The 15,179-nt window shown below is 59.2% G+C and carries 16 protein-coding genes and 1 tRNA gene; 7 read left to right on the forward strand and 10 right to left on the reverse strand.

From position 1 onward, the window contains the following. Window positions 1–16: 16 nt before the first annotated feature. Window positions 17–1,183, reverse strand: coding sequence for a CpaE-like family protein (locus tag ACWXWJ_RS09315; protein ID WP_473964222.1), 1,167 nt, complete (start codon window positions 1,181–1,183; stop codon window positions 17–19). A gap of 154 nt (window positions 1,184–1,337) precedes the next feature. On the opposite strand from ACWXWJ_RS09315, the gene ACWXWJ_RS09320 reads away from it, so the two are divergent. Next, window positions 1,338–2,165, forward strand: a complete 828-nt coding sequence (locus tag ACWXWJ_RS09320; RefSeq protein WP_473964223.1) for an HAD family hydrolase — start codon at window positions 1,338–1,340, stop codon at window positions 2,163–2,165. A 35-nt stretch (window positions 2,166–2,200) separates the two neighbouring features. Here ACWXWJ_RS09320 and ACWXWJ_RS09325 read toward each other — a convergent pair whose 3' ends face one another. Beyond that, entirely contained in the window at window positions 2,201–2,992 is a 792-nt protein-coding gene (locus ACWXWJ_RS09325; RefSeq protein ID WP_473964224.1) for a Fic family protein, read from the reverse strand. Between the two features lie 116 nt (window positions 2,993–3,108). Between ACWXWJ_RS09325 and ACWXWJ_RS09330 the strand changes: the two genes are divergently transcribed. Next, window positions 3,109–3,594, forward strand: a complete 486-nt coding sequence (locus tag ACWXWJ_RS09330) for a phage holin family protein (RefSeq protein ID WP_293790920.1) — start codon at window positions 3,109–3,111, stop codon at window positions 3,592–3,594. A 15-nt stretch (window positions 3,595–3,609) separates the two neighbouring features. Then, window positions 3,610–4,539, forward strand: a complete 930-nt coding sequence (locus ACWXWJ_RS09335; protein ID WP_448307769.1) for an alpha/beta fold hydrolase — start codon at window positions 3,610–3,612, stop codon at window positions 4,537–4,539. On the opposite strand, the gene ACWXWJ_RS09340 is transcribed toward ACWXWJ_RS09335, so the two are convergent. Genes ACWXWJ_RS09340 through nth form a run of 4 tightly spaced genes read right to left on the reverse strand, consistent with a single transcriptional unit; the run spans window position 4,536 to window position 8,103 of the window. After that, window positions 4,536–5,753: a MarP family serine protease gene (locus ACWXWJ_RS09340; protein WP_473964225.1), complete on the reverse strand. Its 1,218-nt coding sequence runs from the start codon at window positions 5,751–5,753 to the stop codon at window positions 4,536–4,538. The genes ACWXWJ_RS09335 and ACWXWJ_RS09340 overlap by 4 nt on opposite strands. Further along, window positions 5,750–6,628, reverse strand: a complete 879-nt coding sequence (locus tag ACWXWJ_RS09345; RefSeq protein ID WP_473964226.1) for an NUDIX hydrolase — start codon at window positions 6,626–6,628, stop codon at window positions 5,750–5,752. The genes ACWXWJ_RS09340 and ACWXWJ_RS09345 overlap by 4 nt, the downstream gene beginning before the upstream one ends. Continuing rightward, window positions 6,625–7,314 (reverse strand): redoxin domain-containing protein, encoded by a 690-nt coding sequence (locus tag ACWXWJ_RS09350; protein ID WP_473964227.1) that lies wholly within the window; start codon window positions 7,312–7,314, stop codon window positions 6,625–6,627. Before ACWXWJ_RS09350 ends, ACWXWJ_RS09345 begins: the two co-directional genes overlap by 4 nt. A gap of 39 nt (window positions 7,315–7,353) precedes the next feature. Beyond that, complete coding sequence (gene nth / locus ACWXWJ_RS09355) at window positions 7,354–8,103, reverse strand: endonuclease III (RefSeq protein ID WP_473964231.1); 750 nt, start codon at window positions 8,101–8,103, stop codon at window positions 7,354–7,356. A gap of 324 nt (window positions 8,104–8,427) precedes the next feature. On the opposite strand from nth, the gene glxR reads away from it, so the two are divergent. Continuing rightward, window positions 8,428–9,111, forward strand: a complete 684-nt coding sequence (glxR, locus tag ACWXWJ_RS09360; protein WP_293790873.1) for a CRP-like cAMP-activated global transcriptional regulator GlxR — start codon at window positions 8,428–8,430, stop codon at window positions 9,109–9,111. Between the two features lie 107 nt (window positions 9,112–9,218). Here glxR and ACWXWJ_RS09365 read toward each other — a convergent pair whose 3' ends face one another. The 4 genes from ACWXWJ_RS09365 to ACWXWJ_RS09380 are packed head-to-tail and all read right to left on the reverse strand — an operon-like array spanning window position 9,219 to window position 11,104. After that, window positions 9,219–10,049 (reverse strand): MBL fold metallo-hydrolase, encoded by an 831-nt coding sequence (locus ACWXWJ_RS09365; protein ID WP_448307764.1) that lies wholly within the window; start codon window positions 10,047–10,049, stop codon window positions 9,219–9,221. A gap of 28 nt (window positions 10,050–10,077) precedes the next feature. Beyond that, window positions 10,078–10,545 carry a RidA family protein gene (locus tag ACWXWJ_RS09370; protein ID WP_473964228.1) on the reverse strand — a complete coding sequence of 156 codons (468 nt, stop codon included), beginning with the start codon at window positions 10,543–10,545 and terminating at the stop codon, window positions 10,078–10,080. 2 nt (window positions 10,546–10,547) lie between these two features. Next, window positions 10,548–10,706 (reverse strand): DUF4177 domain-containing protein, encoded by a 159-nt coding sequence (locus ACWXWJ_RS09375; RefSeq protein WP_011274258.1) that lies wholly within the window; start codon window positions 10,704–10,706, stop codon window positions 10,548–10,550. A gap of 26 nt (window positions 10,707–10,732) precedes the next feature. Next, window positions 10,733–11,104 (reverse strand): WhiB family transcriptional regulator, encoded by a 372-nt coding sequence (locus ACWXWJ_RS09380; protein ID WP_293790876.1) that lies wholly within the window; start codon window positions 11,102–11,104, stop codon window positions 10,733–10,735. Window positions 11,105–11,545: 441 nt separating this feature from the next. On the opposite strand from ACWXWJ_RS09380, the gene ACWXWJ_RS09385 reads away from it, so the two are divergent. The 3 genes from ACWXWJ_RS09385 (at window position 11,546) to ACWXWJ_RS09395 (ending at window position 15,086) form a co-directional block, all read left to right on the forward strand. Beyond that, complete coding sequence (locus tag ACWXWJ_RS09385) at window positions 11,546–13,792, forward strand: transglycosylase domain-containing protein (RefSeq protein WP_473964229.1); 2,247 nt, start codon at window positions 11,546–11,548, stop codon at window positions 13,790–13,792. A gap of 54 nt (window positions 13,793–13,846) precedes the next feature. Continuing rightward, entirely contained in the window at window positions 13,847–14,839 is a 993-nt protein-coding gene (locus tag ACWXWJ_RS09390) for a metallophosphoesterase (protein ID WP_473964230.1), read from the forward strand. Window positions 14,840–15,009: 170 nt separating this feature from the next. Then, a tRNA-Pro gene (locus ACWXWJ_RS09395) sits at window positions 15,010–15,086 on the forward strand. The last annotated feature ends 93 nt before the right edge of the window (window positions 15,087–15,179 follow it).

Genomic DNA, 15,179 nt, shown 5'->3' on the forward strand with positions numbered 1-15,179 from the left:
CCTTTCTTTGAGACCACTAACTGGCTAGCGGCAGTGCACATTCGCCAACGATGTGCAGGATCTTCTCCCATACCTCACGCACCGGCCCACGAACCCGGTCGTTCTTCAAAGAGCTTTCGATCCAGTACTCAGCCTCTCCCCTATCCAACGCCGGCGTGCAGTGAGTATCGTGCCGAATAACAGCCACGGGAACCTCATCCAGCATCATCGCGGCGACGGCCACAGAGGTCGATGCACCAGGGATCTCACGGAGGACTATCAGTGGTTGCGCCCGGTCGTTTTCGAGCATCCGGTTACGCAACGCACCGGCGGCCGTCACACCCTGGATGGTCAATGGAGCCACAAGTACGTGAACGTCGGGCTCCGCTGCGCCCCACTGTTCTGACCACCCTGCACTCGCACTATCAGCCACTGGCAGGCTGCGTCCGCAATCCACGACTAGGTCGTCAGCGTGCATAAGGTGCGCGATCTGCCCGATGTCGAGCCCCCGTCCGCCGCTGTGCGCGCCGAAAGTCGGATATCGGTCAGCGTAGATCACGGGTACCGCCCCGCCTTCTGCATCGATCTTCTTTCCACCTGCACTGTCGAAACCCAGCATCAGCAGGTGGCTGCGCAGCTGATCGAAATCACAATCGGCGGGAATCTGGTTACGCGTCAGGCCGGGTCGCCGTTCCTTGCCCAGCACCAAATCCAAACCACAGGAGTGGGGATCAGCGTCCACCAATACCGCAGGCCTGCCTTCACAGGACATGTAATAGGCCAACTGTGCCGCAAACAAACTTGATCCAGCACCACCGGTCGCCGAGCTCACCGCAATGCGCAGGGCATCTGTCGAGCCGATCATCTCCGCTAACACCATCGCACCCCCGGCATCCAGGGAGGGCTCCAGGCGATCCACGCGGATGGTTCGCACCAAGTGATGCCGGGTGAGCTCGCTTTCCTTGTCGCTCAGAACAATCGCAGAGTTCTGGCAGGCAAATCCGTCTTTCCGGTCCAGTTCTTGTAAGAGCTCCGCGGTCGATTCCGCCGTGCCGTCGTGAATAATCATTGGTCGCCGGGTCACCGCAACCACCATGCGAGCCTCGTTGTTCCACAGGGGATCAGCGATATCAATGATTACGGGTCGCAGCGACTCTGTCGCGGCCGGCGTTTTTCTTTTTCTCTGTCTCTTCGCTCCACCCATGAACCAAAGACTCGCAGCTTCGGACTCGTAGGTATACCCCTGATTTCTGAGCTGTGGAAAAGTCGGGGTGGCGTCATAAAAAAGGGTCTGGATCCTGTGGATAACCCGCAACGCAAAAAGATGAGAGTGACATAAGTGTCGCAATGTAATTAGAATGACAAATGTGACTCAGCACCAGGAACCACGCGACACCTCGGGTGAGAAGCGCGTACTGGCCATTTTCGACCTCGATAAAACGATCATCGACACGTCGGCATCCCTGGCCTACCGCCGCCCGATGGCCGAACGTGGCCTGCTGAATACCGGCGAGGTGCTGAAGATGATGGCCATGCTGGGCAATTACATGTTCACGACCCATTCCGAGGACAGCCTAGAATCCACAAAAGAAGCGCTGACCAGGATCATTAAAGACCGTGAATCCGAACCCCTGCGACAGGTCGCACAAGACGCACTGCAAGAGGTCATCACTCCATTTATTTATGCCGAAGCGCGCGAACTCATCGAATGGCACCGCGAACAAGGGCACAGCATCGCCATCGTCACTGCCTCCGCGTCCATCATGGTGCAACCCATCGCCAAGGAACTGGGCGTGGATCACCTCTTTGCCACCGAGCTAGAAGAAAAGGACGGGCGGTTCACGGGCGCCGTCACGCACTTCAACACAGGCCACGCGAAAGTCGAGCGCATCCGAGAACTTGTCGCCGAGCACGGCTATGACCTGGACGAAAGCTACGCCTATTCCGACGCCGCCACCGACATCCCCATGCTGGAGCTGGTGGGCAACCCGGTTGCCGTGAACCCGGACCGCCCCCTAAAGAAGCGGGCTACGGAAGAGAGCTGGCCGATCAAGCAGTTCAACCGCCCGGAACCGCTGTTCCCACAGGCGGCAGTTATTGCAGGCGCCGGTGCCACACTCGCCTTGCTGGGTATCGCCGCTACTGGCCTTGCAATGTGGTGGCGCGGGCGCGACAAGGACGCCTAAACACGCCTACGCAACCTCAATCGCACCCAAGCGCACTACCCCTGCTTGGCGTCAGCGATCGACTTACCCTCCAGCGACCCCTCGGATAGCCCCGTGGCGTGGAAAACGATCCACTCGGCCACCCCCTCCGGGGTGCCGCTGGCGAACCCCTCGGCCTTAGCCAGATACTCGTCGCGCTTGCGGTTCCACCACACCTCCGGCACACCCAGACCACGCGGATCCAAGCCAGTGGCGATGGTCGCCAGACGGGAACAAGCACGAGCGGTCACGCCGGTGGCGTCCGCAAAAGGTCGCAACGTCAGCAGCTCACCATGGATCACTGCCGATAGCACCGTGGCATTCACCTTGGTGCCACCCGTAATGAACTTCCCCAGCAGCTGCAGGCGTGCATCGGTCGAACGGCGTGGGCGCCCCGGTACCAAAAACTCCGCATCACCTGCAGCTTTTTGACGGAATGCAGGATCGGACATTTGGGGGCTGGCAACTGCATTGATGCGAGCGATGATCTGCAGCGGGGCGCGGCGCCACGTAGTCACTGTTTCTGTGATCCCGTCCGGCGCCAAAAACTCAGCGGCACGCAACGCGCCGGCCAGGATCGGATCCTCCACCTGGCCACCCTCTGGCAGACGCGGTGATCCACCATCCAGCTGCGCCGAGGCGCGTGCTCCGCGTAGCACCGCTTCGGCTCCCGTGACATCCCACCCACGTAGGTTTGCAGGGTGGCGATGTAGCCGCGCCAGGTGGTCATTAGTCTGAGCCACAGCCTCCGGCACTCCGGGCAATTCGGCTAGTCCAGCGAGCGGGTCGTGCGCAGATTTGTCATCCATATTTAAGACAATAATGCACCCGCGCGCGCATTCTTTGCCATGGTCTGGCAAACTAGGGGAAGTCAATTAGGTGTAACCACAGGAGTTTTACAGTGAGCAACAACGATCGCGAGGGCATGTTCACAGACCGCGATAGCTTCAACCCGCAGGTCAACGCTATTCCACTGTCCGATGTGGATACTCATGCCAAGGGTCAGGCTAGTATCAGCGACCTGGTGAAGGATGCCTCTGCACAGGTTTCCTCCCTCGTCCGCTCTGAGGTTGAGCTGGCAAAGACCGAGATCGCTACGTCCGCTAAGAAGGCGGGCATCGGCGCTGGCCTGTTCGGCGCAGCTGCCGTGATTCTGGCCTACAGCTCCTTCTTCCTCTTCTTCACCATCGCCGAGGTACTGGATACCTTCATGTGGCGCTGGGCGGCTTTCCTGGTCGTCTTCCTGTTCATGCTGGTTCTGGTGGCCATCCTGGCGCTGATCGGTCTGAAGAAGGTTAAGGGTGTTAAGAAGCCGGAGAAGACCATCGAGTCCGTCGGAGAGCTTAAGTCCGTCATCCCGCAGAAGGGCAGGAACAGCGCCTCTGCACGTCAGCCGGGAATGTACACCTAAACTGCCGCTCCTTAGATGACGTCCGAAGACACTCACGCTTCAGATCCGCACACCCCGCATGCCACTTTCGTGCATTCGCGGGGTGTGCGTCTTCGCGTGGACGTACAAGGCCCCCGCAAGGCGCCGCTTATACTTTTCATCCACGGCTTCGGTGGGGGTGCTTTCGACTGGCATCCGCTGATGCAGCAGCTAGCTGGTGAGCACTTCCGCCTCGCCGCTGTGGATCTGCGGGGCTATGGTCGCTCGGATAAGACCCCGCGCGGCTATGACCTCACCACCGCCGCCAGTGACATGGCCGGGGTGATCCGCGGCCTCGGGCACACGACCGCCACCGTCGTCGGCCATGGCTACGGTGGCATGGTCGCGTGGACGCTCGTGGCTCATACCCCGGAACGTGTCCGCAGCTTTGTCACTCTGTCTTCCATTAACCCGTTGCTGCGTTTCCGTGGCATCCTGGCTCAGCCGTTCTCACAGCCGAATTTTGCCCGCCGGGTTCTCTCCGCTCAGCTGCCGCGCCTTCCGGAGCGCAAGCTTTTGGCGGATAACGCCGCGGCCGCCGAGAAGATCTTTAGGGCCGGTGTGGCCCCGGGGTTTAGGGATACGGACGCCTACTTCACAAATGCCGCACTCCGCCGCGAAGCCATGCAGGTGGATAAGGTCGCGCATTTGTCCTGTGAGTATCTGCGCTGGCCGTTCCGCAGTCGCTTCCGCCCCGAGGGCATGAGGTTTGAGCGGACCTTCCCCGCCACCACCCCAGTTCCTCTGTTGGCTATCGACGGCAGCATGGATCCCATCTTTGACGAGGCCCTGGCGGCAAAGTCCGCCCAGCGCGCCGAAGCTGTGGAACGCAAACTCTTGTTTGGTGTGGGGCACTATCCCCACGTGGAAGATCCACCCTGCATCGCGGAGCTCCTCCGCGAACACATGCGCGCCGAAAGCCGCTAGTCCGCCACGCAGGCGCCAGTCTCGATGGGCCCGCGGTGGGAGGTCACGTCTCCAACGTGGCTCATTACTTCTTCCCTAGTCAGGGCGTAGCCGGTGTCCTTCTCATTCATATCCGCACCGAACACTAGCCCCAACACGTGACCATCGGTATCGATCAGCGGGCCACCGGAGTTCCCCTGCACCACCGAACCGCGCAGTGAGTAGCTTTCGCGCTCCACACGGGAGTCAGCATAGATATTCGGCCCGCTGACCACGAACTTTTCACGGATTCGTGCGGGCGAGGCCTTGAATGGACCGCCGTTCGGGTAACCCATCACGATGGCGTCTTGGCCTTGCTGGCCTTCTCCCTCAGCCCACTTCATAGGCACATACGGCAGATTGTCGCTATGTAGCAGGGCGATATCCACCTGCGGGTTGTAGTACACAACCTCAGCCTCATGCGGACCGTCCTTCGTAGCGAGCGTTACCTTGTTGGTTCCCGCCACCACGTGCGCATTCGTCATCACGGTGTCCTCGGCAACCACCCAACCACTGCCCTGCAGAAGGCGTTTGCATTTTTCCGCCTCACCGACGACGCGCAGCACACTATCGCGTGTGTTTGTCACCGCCGGCGAGCGCATCAGCGCGTTATCTGGCGGGTCGACCTCTGCGGTAGGCAGGTTCTCCATCGGGTCGGCGATCATGGGGAAGCCCGAGTCGTTAATCAGCTGCGACGTTTGGGCAGGTAGCTGCTTGAACCACGCCGGGGCAGCATTGCCCACGCTGCTTAAAATCTTGCTGCCTCTAATGGCTTTCCCTAGACCGCCGATATTGCCGGCTGCGATGGGTACAAGGATCAACCACACAATCAGCAGGGTTGTGAAGACCTGCACAATCGCGCCCACTATGGACTCTGCTCTCAAAGCCTCGCGGGTGCGGATCTTGTCCCGCAGTCTGGTTCCTATTCCCGAGCCGATTGCGTAGCCCACCACCACGACCACGGTCACGGTGAGCAATGCGGCGAAGAATCGGGCGCTGTAGCTATCCGGTGCTTTATCCTCCGCTAGGTGCACTGCCAAGGGCACGAGTTTTACGCCAAAGAACCCGCCCAGGATCACGCCTGCAAAGCTCAGTACGGCGCTAAATCCGCCCTGTCGATAACCGGATAGCAGAGCGCCGAGGCACAAAAAGACCAGCACAATATCGAGGGTTAGCGACCCCGTGGTTCCGCTCATGGTGCGCCTCCGTTTCTGCCTGATTCATTGGCTCGGTCGAACCCTTCCCGCATCTCTTTCAGCGCTTCGCCATTAGCGGATCCGGCAAGGGTCTCAAAGAGGTTCCACGGCTCATCCGCGCCGCTAGCACCACCACTGGACCAAGGCTCTTCCCATCCCGCACGTTGTAACAGCGCATTGATCACGCCTCCCGTGAATCCCCACAGCACCAGCGGGTTATCCGCACCGATGTGCAGGTTCCAGGCCGGTCCGCGCCAGCCAGCGAAGCCGACCTCAAAACGCCGTTGCGGATTCACTAGCTCACTTAAGGGAAAGGGTTCGACCCAATCGTTTTCGGTTGTGGGGCAGCTTACCTTATGAGGTTGACGCCACCACGCCACCACAGGCACCACAGCAAAATTTGAGCGGTCAATATATATCGGTTGCAAGATTGCGAAAGGCTCCACCGTCGTCGGATCCAGACTGGTTTCCTCCTCCGCCTCTCGCAGGGCAGTGTCGATCGGCCCGGCATCGGCATCCTCCACACGCCCGCCGGGGAAGGCAACCTGCCCACTGTGGTTGCGCATGGTCGGTGTGCGATGTGTCAACAGCATAGTTGCATCGGCGGGGAAGGCTTGTCTGCCTGTGGTTCCAGCAGGGCGGCGGAAGTCGGCGTCACCAGAAAGCAAAACCAGCACCGCCGAATAGCGCGGAGGGCGACCTTGGTCGTCCGTCTCTGGCACGATCCGAGCGGAGTCATTCAGGTACTGGTGGATGTCCACTTCGCGACAGTCGCGGGCAAATTCACGCAGCCATTCGGGCAGGTCAAAAGGTAATTTCGGTTGGATGTCTATATTTGTAAGCCACTGTTGAAGTTGCTTGTGCGGGTGCGTCATAGGGCTTTTTGCACCGCCTCTTCTAGCTCTTCGGCACCATGGAAAGTCTGCGCATATAACCGCGCGCGGGTGCCGTCCGGGTTGTAGACCACGGTTAGTGGCACGACTTTTGGCAGGTTCGCTGCAGAGTCGAAGGTGTGGTTGGAATCCTGGTAACTCGGCAAAGTATCTACGCCCAGGTCGCTTAGCATATCGGCACCTGCCTGTGCCTTGGCATCCAGATGCACGCCGACGACATTCCACTCGGGGTGCTTGTCCGCTAGCTGTTGAATCGTCGGCAACTCCTCACGGCAGGGAGCGCACCACCAGGCCCAGACGTTGACCACCGTGGGCTTTCCGGCCAGCTGCTCGGCCAGCGAGGTTTCTGCGCCATCGCCTTCGCCATTAGTCAAACACGGTAGGCGCACATCCCGCAGCTCCGCATTGGGACTGAGCTGTGCTTTCCCAGCATCTTTGTCTGCACCTTCCGGACAGCGTACTTTCTGCGCTACCTCGACAGGGCCGTTGGTCACTGGCGCTGAGGGGGCGTCCTCCCCCATGGCAGAACTGGTCGCACGCGCATCGTCCGGAGCGTCCTCCCGCAGCGCTGCGATGAGCGGCAGGCACGCAATGGCGATGCCAACGACCAGTGTGACGGCAATAATGATCGCGCGTGTTCGAGGGGAGTGTTCGGCAGGTGCAGACATAACAAAAAGTCAGTGTACCCGGCCTGTTCGTCGTACCGGTTAGAATCCGGCCATGCCCAGCAGGTGGTCGCGGTCATCGGACTTAATCATTTTTGACGCCACCTCCGGGTCAGCTGGCCCCGCCACCCCGAAGCTTGGGCACTGGCGGGCGAGGAAGCAGGCTCCACACGCTGCTCGGCGCGAATGGCAGATACGACGGCCATGGAAGATCGCCCGGTGCGAGAAAAGGGTCCATTCCTTGCGTTCGATGAGTTCCATAAGGTCGCGTTCGACTTGTACAGGATCCTCGTGCTCCGTGAGTTTCCAGCGGCGTGCCAGGCGACCAAGGTGGGTATCCACCGTAATACCCGGCACTCCGAAAGCGTTGCCGAGCACCACGTTTGCAGTCTTCCGCCCCACCCCGGGGAGCTTGACCAGTTCTTCGAGGGTTCCGGGAACCTCCCCGCCATGGTTGTCCTCGATTGCCTGGGCCAGGCCGACAATGCTCTTCGCTTTTGAGCGGTAGAAACCGGTGGACTTGATGATCTGTTCGACGTCCTCGATGTTCGCCTCTGCGTAATCAACAGCGGTGGGATAGCGACGGAACAGAGCCGGGGTGACGGCATTGACGCGTTTGTCGGTGCACTGTGCGGAAAGGACGGTGGCAACCAACAGCTCAAGGGGATTTTGGAAGTCCAACTCGCAGTGTGCCCCCGGGTAGGCCTCGGCGAGAGCGCGGTTGATTTTACGCGCACGACGTTTGCGGCCTAGCGGGGTTTCCTCGCCCTTCGCAGCAATATGAGCGCCGATACGCGGCAGGGTTGGCGGAATCGGTTGCTTTTGGGATCTCTTTTGGTTTGTATTCTGGGGAGTTCGCGGGGAGGACGAGAGGGACATAAAACCTTTAGAATGTCGAGGACTGAAGGAAGGAACTTAAAAACAGCGAGGATACTCATTCTGCGACCGGAAATGGCAGCCAATAATATTCTTAAATGTACCTTCCCGTGGAATTGCGCTGTGACATAGTTGGGTATGCTCTAACAGAAGAGACGAACGATACATATTTTTCTCTAGATGTACGCGAGGTGGTTCACCCCAGCCACCGCAATGCCAGAAACGGAAGTGAAACAAGGGATGGCAGAAGTATCCGAAATACTATCGAGGGCAGGCATCTTCCAGGGTGTTGAACCCACCGCCGTGCGTACCCTCATCGAACAACTGGATACCGTCAAGTTTCCTCGTGGCACCACCATCTTCGACGAAGGTGAGCCGGGAGACCAGCTGTACATCATTATCAGCGGCAAGGTGAAGCTCGCCCGCCACTCCGTTGATGGACGTGAGAACCTGCTGACCGTTATGGGACCTTCCGACATGTTCGGCGAGTTGTCCATCTTCGATCCCGGTCCTCGCACTTCCTCCGCTGTCTGCGTGACGGAGCTGCACGCGGCGTCGATGGATTCCACCATGCTGCACAACTGGATCAGCGAGCACCCGGAGATTGCAGAGCAGCTGCTGCGTGTGCTTGCCCGCCGTCTGCGCCGCACCAACAACTCCCTGGCTGATCTTATCTTCACCGATGTTCCCGGTCGCGTGGCCAAGGCTCTGCTGCAGTTGGCGAACCGCTTCGGCACCCAGGAAGGCACCGCTCTTCGCGTCCACCACGACCTCACTCAAGAAGAGATCGCCCAGCTGGTCGGCGCGTCCCGCGAGACCGTGAACAAGGCTTTGGCCGAGTTCGCCCACCGCGGTTGGATCCGTCTGGAAGGAAAGTCGGTGCTGATCTCCGACACCGAGCGCCTGGCTAAGCGCGCCCGCTAAAGGCAACTTTTAGCCCACTGGGGTAGAAACAAAAGCCCCGCTAGTAATCCTCCTAGGAGTTCTAGCGGGGCTTGCTTTCGTTCAGTTACGAGTTAGCGTTCGTCGTGTTAGTTCTCGTCACCGCGCAGGAAACGCAGCGTCACGCGAGTGGACTGTGCCGCAGCGTCACGCAGCACCGGATCGACGTCCGTGTAAATCTCGTCCACGATCTCATTGACCGAAGCATCATCGCCCAGCTTCTTTAGGGCGGCCTTGACCTGCTCCAGGCGCTGTTCACGACGGTCGATGTACTTCTGTGCCACGGCAGCTAGATCCGGCTGATCCGGACCGTGTCCTGGCAGCAGAGGCTTATCCTGGCCACGCTCGCGCAGCTTGGCCAGCGTTTCCAGGTAAGCGCCTAGATCACCATCAGTTTCGGAGATCATAGTGGTGTGACGACCTGCCAGCGTATCGCCAGTGATGATGCCTTCTACGTCGGAATCATCAGTACCGCCGTTGGAGTGGATAAAGAAAGCCACGCAGTCAGAGGTGTGGCCGGGGCAGTGAACGACCTCGATGGTGGGGGTCAGGCCCTCGAAGGAGATAATCTCCCCATCCTTCAGCTCCTCACCAGCGATGCAGTACTGCTTGTCGAAGGCACGGATCGGAGCGCCAGAAATCTGGCGGAAGCGCTGAGCTCCATTGGCGTGATCCGCGTGGCGGTGCGTCAACAGCACAGCGCCGATCTCCGCGCCACCATCGGTGGCCTTAGTGTTGAGTACGTTCAGGTGGCCCTCATCCTGCGGACCTGGATCCACCACAACAGATACTGTGTCGTTTTCTCCCTTGATTACCCAGGAGTTCGTGCCTTCCAAGGCTGCATAGCTGGGGTTCGGTGCGAGGACGACACCGACGTTCGGGGTTACGGGACGTAGTTGGCTATAAGCGGGGTGCTCCATGCCTCCCAGTGTAGAACGAACCTACAAACTATGCGCTGATCTGCGCGATGATTTCTACCTCTACGGGGGCGTTCAGCGGCAGTGCGGCCACGCCGACAGCTGCGCGAGCATGCACTCCCGCCTCGCCGAAGATCTCTCCCAGCAGCTCGGAAGCGCCATTGACTACGCCGGGCTGGCCACCAAAGCCGGCGGTGGAGGCAACAAAACCATTGACCTTTACAATTCGTTCAATGTTTTCGATTCCCACCAGATCATCGATCGCGGCAATGGCGTTTAGTGCAGCAATACGGGCGGCGTCATAGGCTTGCGCCTCAGTGACATCCGCGCCGACCACGCCAGTGACAGGCAGGCTACTGTCTACGAAAGGCAATTGTCCGGAGGTGTAGACGAGGTTGCCGCTGCGCACAGCGGGGACGTAGGCGGCGACGGGTGCGGCCACCGGCGGGAGCTGCAGGCCGAGCTCTTCGAGCTTGGAACGGAAGTTCTGCTGCGCCATGGTTACTGCTCCAGGGGGCGCTTCATGTAGGCGACGTGCTGCTCACCAGTCGGTCCGGGCAGCACGGAAACGAGCTCCCAGCCATCCTGGCCCCAGTTGTCGAGGATCTGCTTCGTCGCGTGAGTGAGCAGCGGTACGGTTACGTATTCCCAGTTAGTCATGGCCACCACCTTAGCGGTTCGGCGGTTTACTTAGCTGCTTTAGCTGCTTCCAGCTGGCCGGCGAAGAAGTCTGCCCAGCTGGTGATCTCGGGGTGCTTGCGCAGCAGGGCGCGGCGCTGACGCTCGGTCATGCCACCCCACACGCCGAACTCCACCTTGTTATCCAGTGCATCAGCACGGCACTGGAGCACTACAGGGCAGTGGCGGCAGATAGCTACGGCCTTGCGCTGAGCTGCACCCTTTACAAACAACTCGTCCGGATCCACGTTGCGGCAGTGCGCCTGGGTAATCCACTCGCCGCGATTATTGAAAGACTCGCGGGTCGTGATTTGTTCGGCAGGCTGGCAGGTCGGCTTCGAACCGTTGCTGACCTTTGTGTGGGCGAGCGATGCAGTCATTTTCTCCTCCGAAACGTGCCTTTCGGCAGGGTGGCCGTCGCTCCTTGTGCGTCGGTTGTCGTTTCTTACCACCAACTGCCATATGAGGCTTGCTGTAGTAGTAATTTTATTCACACGTTTTTAGAAGTGTCGAATACATCACATTTTGGGGGTAATTGATATCCACGCGACACTCGTCGAGTAGGGATTCAATTAACCAGGGAAAACCTCCCACACCACACGCTGTGCCAAACACTTTTCTTTTGACGCCCTCACGATCCCGCTGGTCAGCACTATCAGTAAAACGTGTCGCACATCACAAACTAGCGAACTTCCTATCCTGCGCTGCACTGCGCTCCTCCCCCACGAAATGCGTATATGCAAGAGTTCAAGGATCACCCCCGACAGCTGGAATGTAGGCGTCAAAAAGAAAGGGGCGGAGGGTTGTCCGGGGCGTGGGTTATGGTGATACGCGTGGAAGCACCGAAGGCATTTCTAAGACTATTCCTCGCCATCCTGGCCGGTGGCGTGCTGCTCGCTGCAGCCATCCTGCCGTTTGCCGGGGCCGGCGGCTGGGTGGTTAACGCCAGCACGGACACGATGAACTCCAATGTGAAAGACATTTCGGAGAACAACACCGTTCCGCTCCGCTCGCGGATCACAGATCGGAATGGCAAAACCATTGCCTGGGTGTACAACCAAAACCGCACCGAAGTGCCATCGGACAAGATTTCACAGGCGATGAAAGACAGCATTGTCGCTATTGAAGACCGGCGCTTCTATGAACACGAAGGCGTGGATATCCGTGGCACCCTGCGCGCAGCGGTGGCAAATATCTCCAGTGGTGGGGTCTCCGAGGGCGCATCGACGATCAATCAGCAGTATGTGAAGAACTATCTGTGGCTGATCTCGGCGGAAAACGAGGACCAGGCAGCGGAAGCGATCGAGACTTCTCTGCCGCGTAAGTTGCGCGAAATGAAGATGGCCGGCCAGCTAGATAGGAAACTGACGAAGGACGAGATCCTGACTCGCTATCTCAACCTGGTTTCCTTCGGCAACAGTGCTTTTGGCGTTCAGGCTGCGGCACAGACCTACTTCGGCGTCAACGCGGCAGATCTGAACGATAACCAAGCGGCATTCCTCGCCGGAATTGTGCAGTCGACTAGCGCCCTGGATCCGTATACGAACCCCGATGGCGCAAAGGATCGACGCAACGCCGTGCTCCAGGCGCGTGTGAATTCCAAGACTCTCTCGCGGAGCGAGGCAGATGCTCTCGCTAAGAAGCCGCTGGGCGTGCTGAAGGCCCCCAAGATCCCAACTAACGGCTGCATCGGCGCAGGCGGAAGCGGGTTCTTCTGCGACTATGTTCTGGAGTACCTGGACAAGAAGGGCATTCCTAAGGACGAAATCACAAAGGGCGGATACACCATTCGCACCACACTGGATCCGCAGGCACAGAAGAGCGCAGAGAAGGCGGCACGCAGCAAAGTGTCACCGACTCAGGAGGGTGTATCGGCGGCTACCGACTACTTGGCTCCCAAGGACGGCATGCACCAAGTTCTAGCCATGGCTTCCTCGCGCAAGTACGGGTTGAATCAGGACAAGCGGCAGACTGTGCTACCACTGACGCACTCTATGCAGGGCCACGGCGCCGGATCCGTTTTCAAGATCTTTGCCGCGGCAGCTGCAATGGAAGACGGCATGGGGTTGAACACTAACCTCGCCGTTCCTGCCCGAGCGGAGGTCGAAGGCATGGGTGCAGGTGGTGCTCGCGGCTGCCCGCCAGGCAAGTACTGCGTGGAAAACGCTGGCTCCTACAAGCCGAACATGACTCTAAAAGAAGCGCTAGCGACAAGTCCGAATACGCCTTTCGTCGAGATGGCGGAGAAGGTCGGGATGAAGCGCATTGTGGATATCGCCATCAAACTGGGGCTGCGTTCCTATAAGGAAAAAGGCAGTTTCGACGGCGAGCACTCTGTGGAGGAGTACATCAAGGACAATAACCTTGGCTCCTTCGTCTTGGGTCCCACTGCCGTGGATCCACTGGAGCTCTCCAACGTTGCCGCCAGCCTCGCCGATCACGGCCGCTGGTGCGAGCCACTTCCCGTGCTAGGCATCAAGGATCGCAACGGCAAGAAGGTGGATTTCGAAGAGGCGAAATGCGAGCAAGCCATCGATAAAGATATCGCGGATGCGCTGGCCAACGGCATGGGAAGCGATGCACAAGGCGGAACAGCTGCCGCTTCTGCGCGCGCAACGGGATGGAGCGCCCCTGTATCCGCAAAGACCGGCACGACGGAAACCAGCTTCTCCGCCGCATTCTTAGGGTTCACCCCGGGCTGGGCTGGATCTTCCTACATCTTCAACGACGGCGGTACTGCCAAGAATCTGTGCACGGCGCCTGTACGCCAATGTGGCAATGGCAACCTCTACGGCGGTAACGAGCCGGCACGGATCTTCTTCGAGACCTCCAAGCCGGTCATTAACAAATACGGTGGTGGCAAGCTCCCGTCCTATAACAAGAAGTACGATGCAGGTACGAACCCCGGTAAATGGGGCGCGCCCGTAACCAACACTGGCGGAGGCGGAACCAGCACAAACAACGCAGCGCCGCCGCAGGCCAACACCCCACCTCCAGAGATCAACCTGCCGCCTGAAGTTCAGCGTGGGCTCAACGATTTGAACGATCTACTGCGCCAGTTCCAGTAGCGTCCGGCCGACCACCACCTTCCCCAAAGAGCGCGAAGCGATACTCTGGAAGACGTGAAAAAGAACTCCCGCAATGCCAAAGCCGAGCCCCACAAGCAACGTTCAATTCCTGCCAGGCTGCTGGCGTGCGTGGCCGGACTTGGAGCCGCTAGCGTAGCAGTATCTGCGGCGTCATATAGAGAAACCCTCAAGTTCCAGCTCCACGAGGTCACCGTGCCGTTGCTAGAGCCCGGCACCCTACCTGCTGATTGGGATAGCTTCCGGTTGCTACACGTAAGCGACCTGCACATGCTGGATAAGCAGCACCACAAGCAGGAATGGGTTGCGGCACTCGACGAGTTGGATCCTGACCTGGTGGTCAACACCGGCGACAACCTGGGCGAAAAGGAGGGCGTACCGGGAGTTCTCCGTGCACTCGGTCCGCTACTGGAACGCCCAGGAGTGTTCGTATTCGGCAGCAATGACTATTTTGCGCCCCGCCCTGTGAACCCCTTCATTTATCTGCTTGGCAAGAAGCGCAAGCCTTCCGATGAGCAGCTGCCTTGGAAGGGGATGCGCGCTGCCTTTATCGAACGTGGCTGGCATGATGCCTCGAATGCCACGGTTGAGTTCGCTATCGACCCGGCGGCAACGGGTTCGCTTACTAGCCCTGCAAAGATCAAGCTGGCCATCGCTGGTGTGGACGACCCTCACCACGAGCTCGACGACTACTCGCAGATTGCTGGTCGTCCGAATAGTGACGCCGACTTGGCCATCGGCCTCAGCCATTCCCCGGAACCGCACGTTCTGGACCACTTCGCCGCTGACGGATATCAGCTGGTACTGAGCGGTCACACGCACGGTGGGCAACTGTGCCTGCCTGGTGGGCGCGCCATCGTGACGAACTGCGGCATCGACCGTAGCCGTGTGCGTGGACTATCTCGCTGGACCGAGCGCATGTGGCTGCACGTGACCAACGGGTTGGGTAACTCGAAGTATGTGCCCTTCCGCACCTTCTGCCGCCCGTCGGCAACACTGATCCACATCGTGGAGAAGCCGTCGGAATAAGCGGCGGAGAAGAAGAGGGATAACAGAGGAAAGCAAAGGAAAATGCCCTCTATACAGCCATTTTGAAAATTGTCCCCTCTGCGGGCTATAGTTGTTCGAGTTGCAGCCGTTGGCTTTGCATCATTTGCGAGGTTGCTCGCAGTTCGCAGAACTAACGTGCCGCTCCAGACCGGGATATGGCGCAGCTTGGTAGCGCACCTCGTTCGGGACGAGGGGGTCGCAGGTTCAAATCCTGTTATCCCGACCAACAATAGCCCCAGTCAGTGGCTCCACACAGGTCACAGGCTGGGGCTTTTTTGTATCCTTGCGCCCCCTATCCCTCACAGTGTAAGAAGTTATT

Source organism: Corynebacterium sp. p3-SID1761 (genome assembly GCF_055862885.1).

Bases quoted from the DNA above. Each gene is read 5' to 3' on its own strand.
- ACWXWJ_RS09315 (WP_473964222.1), bottom strand. From the start codon at position 1,183: ATGGGTGGAGCGAAGAGACAGAGAAAAAGAAAAACGCCGGCCGCGACA.
- ACWXWJ_RS09320 (WP_473964223.1), top strand. From the start codon at position 1,338: ATGACAAATGTGACTCAGCACCAGGAACCACGCGACACCTCGGGTGAG.
- ACWXWJ_RS09325 (WP_473964224.1), bottom strand. From the start codon at position 2,992: ATGGATGACAAATCTGCGCACGACCCGCTCGCTGGACTAGCCGAATTG.
- ACWXWJ_RS09330 (WP_293790920.1), top strand. From the start codon at position 3,109: ATGTTCACAGACCGCGATAGCTTCAACCCGCAGGTCAACGCTATTCCA.
- ACWXWJ_RS09335 (WP_448307769.1), top strand. From the start codon at position 3,610: ATGACGTCCGAAGACACTCACGCTTCAGATCCGCACACCCCGCATGCC.
- ACWXWJ_RS09340 (WP_473964225.1), bottom strand. From the start codon at position 5,753: ATGAGCGGAACCACGGGGTCGCTAACCCTCGATATTGTGCTGGTCTTT.
- ACWXWJ_RS09345 (WP_473964226.1), bottom strand. From the start codon at position 6,628: ATGACGCACCCGCACAAGCAACTTCAACAGTGGCTTACAAATATAGAC.
- ACWXWJ_RS09350 (WP_473964227.1), bottom strand. From the start codon at position 7,314: ATGTCTGCACCTGCCGAACACTCCCCTCGAACACGCGCGATCATTATT.
- glxR (WP_293790873.1), top strand. From the start codon at position 8,428: ATGGCAGAAGTATCCGAAATACTATCGAGGGCAGGCATCTTCCAGGGT.
- ACWXWJ_RS09365 (WP_448307764.1), bottom strand. From the start codon at position 10,049: ATGGAGCACCCCGCTTATAGCCAACTACGTCCCGTAACCCCGAACGTC.
- ACWXWJ_RS09370 (WP_473964228.1), bottom strand. From the start codon at position 10,545: ATGGCGCAGCAGAACTTCCGTTCCAAGCTCGAAGAGCTCGGCCTGCAG.
- ACWXWJ_RS09375 (WP_011274258.1), bottom strand. From the start codon at position 10,706: ATGACTAACTGGGAATACGTAACCGTACCGCTGCTCACTCACGCGACG.
- ACWXWJ_RS09380 (WP_293790876.1), bottom strand. From the start codon at position 11,104: ATGACTGCATCGCTCGCCCACACAAAGGTCAGCAACGGTTCGAAGCCG.
- ACWXWJ_RS09385 (WP_473964229.1), top strand. From the start codon at position 11,546: ATGGTGATACGCGTGGAAGCACCGAAGGCATTTCTAAGACTATTCCTC.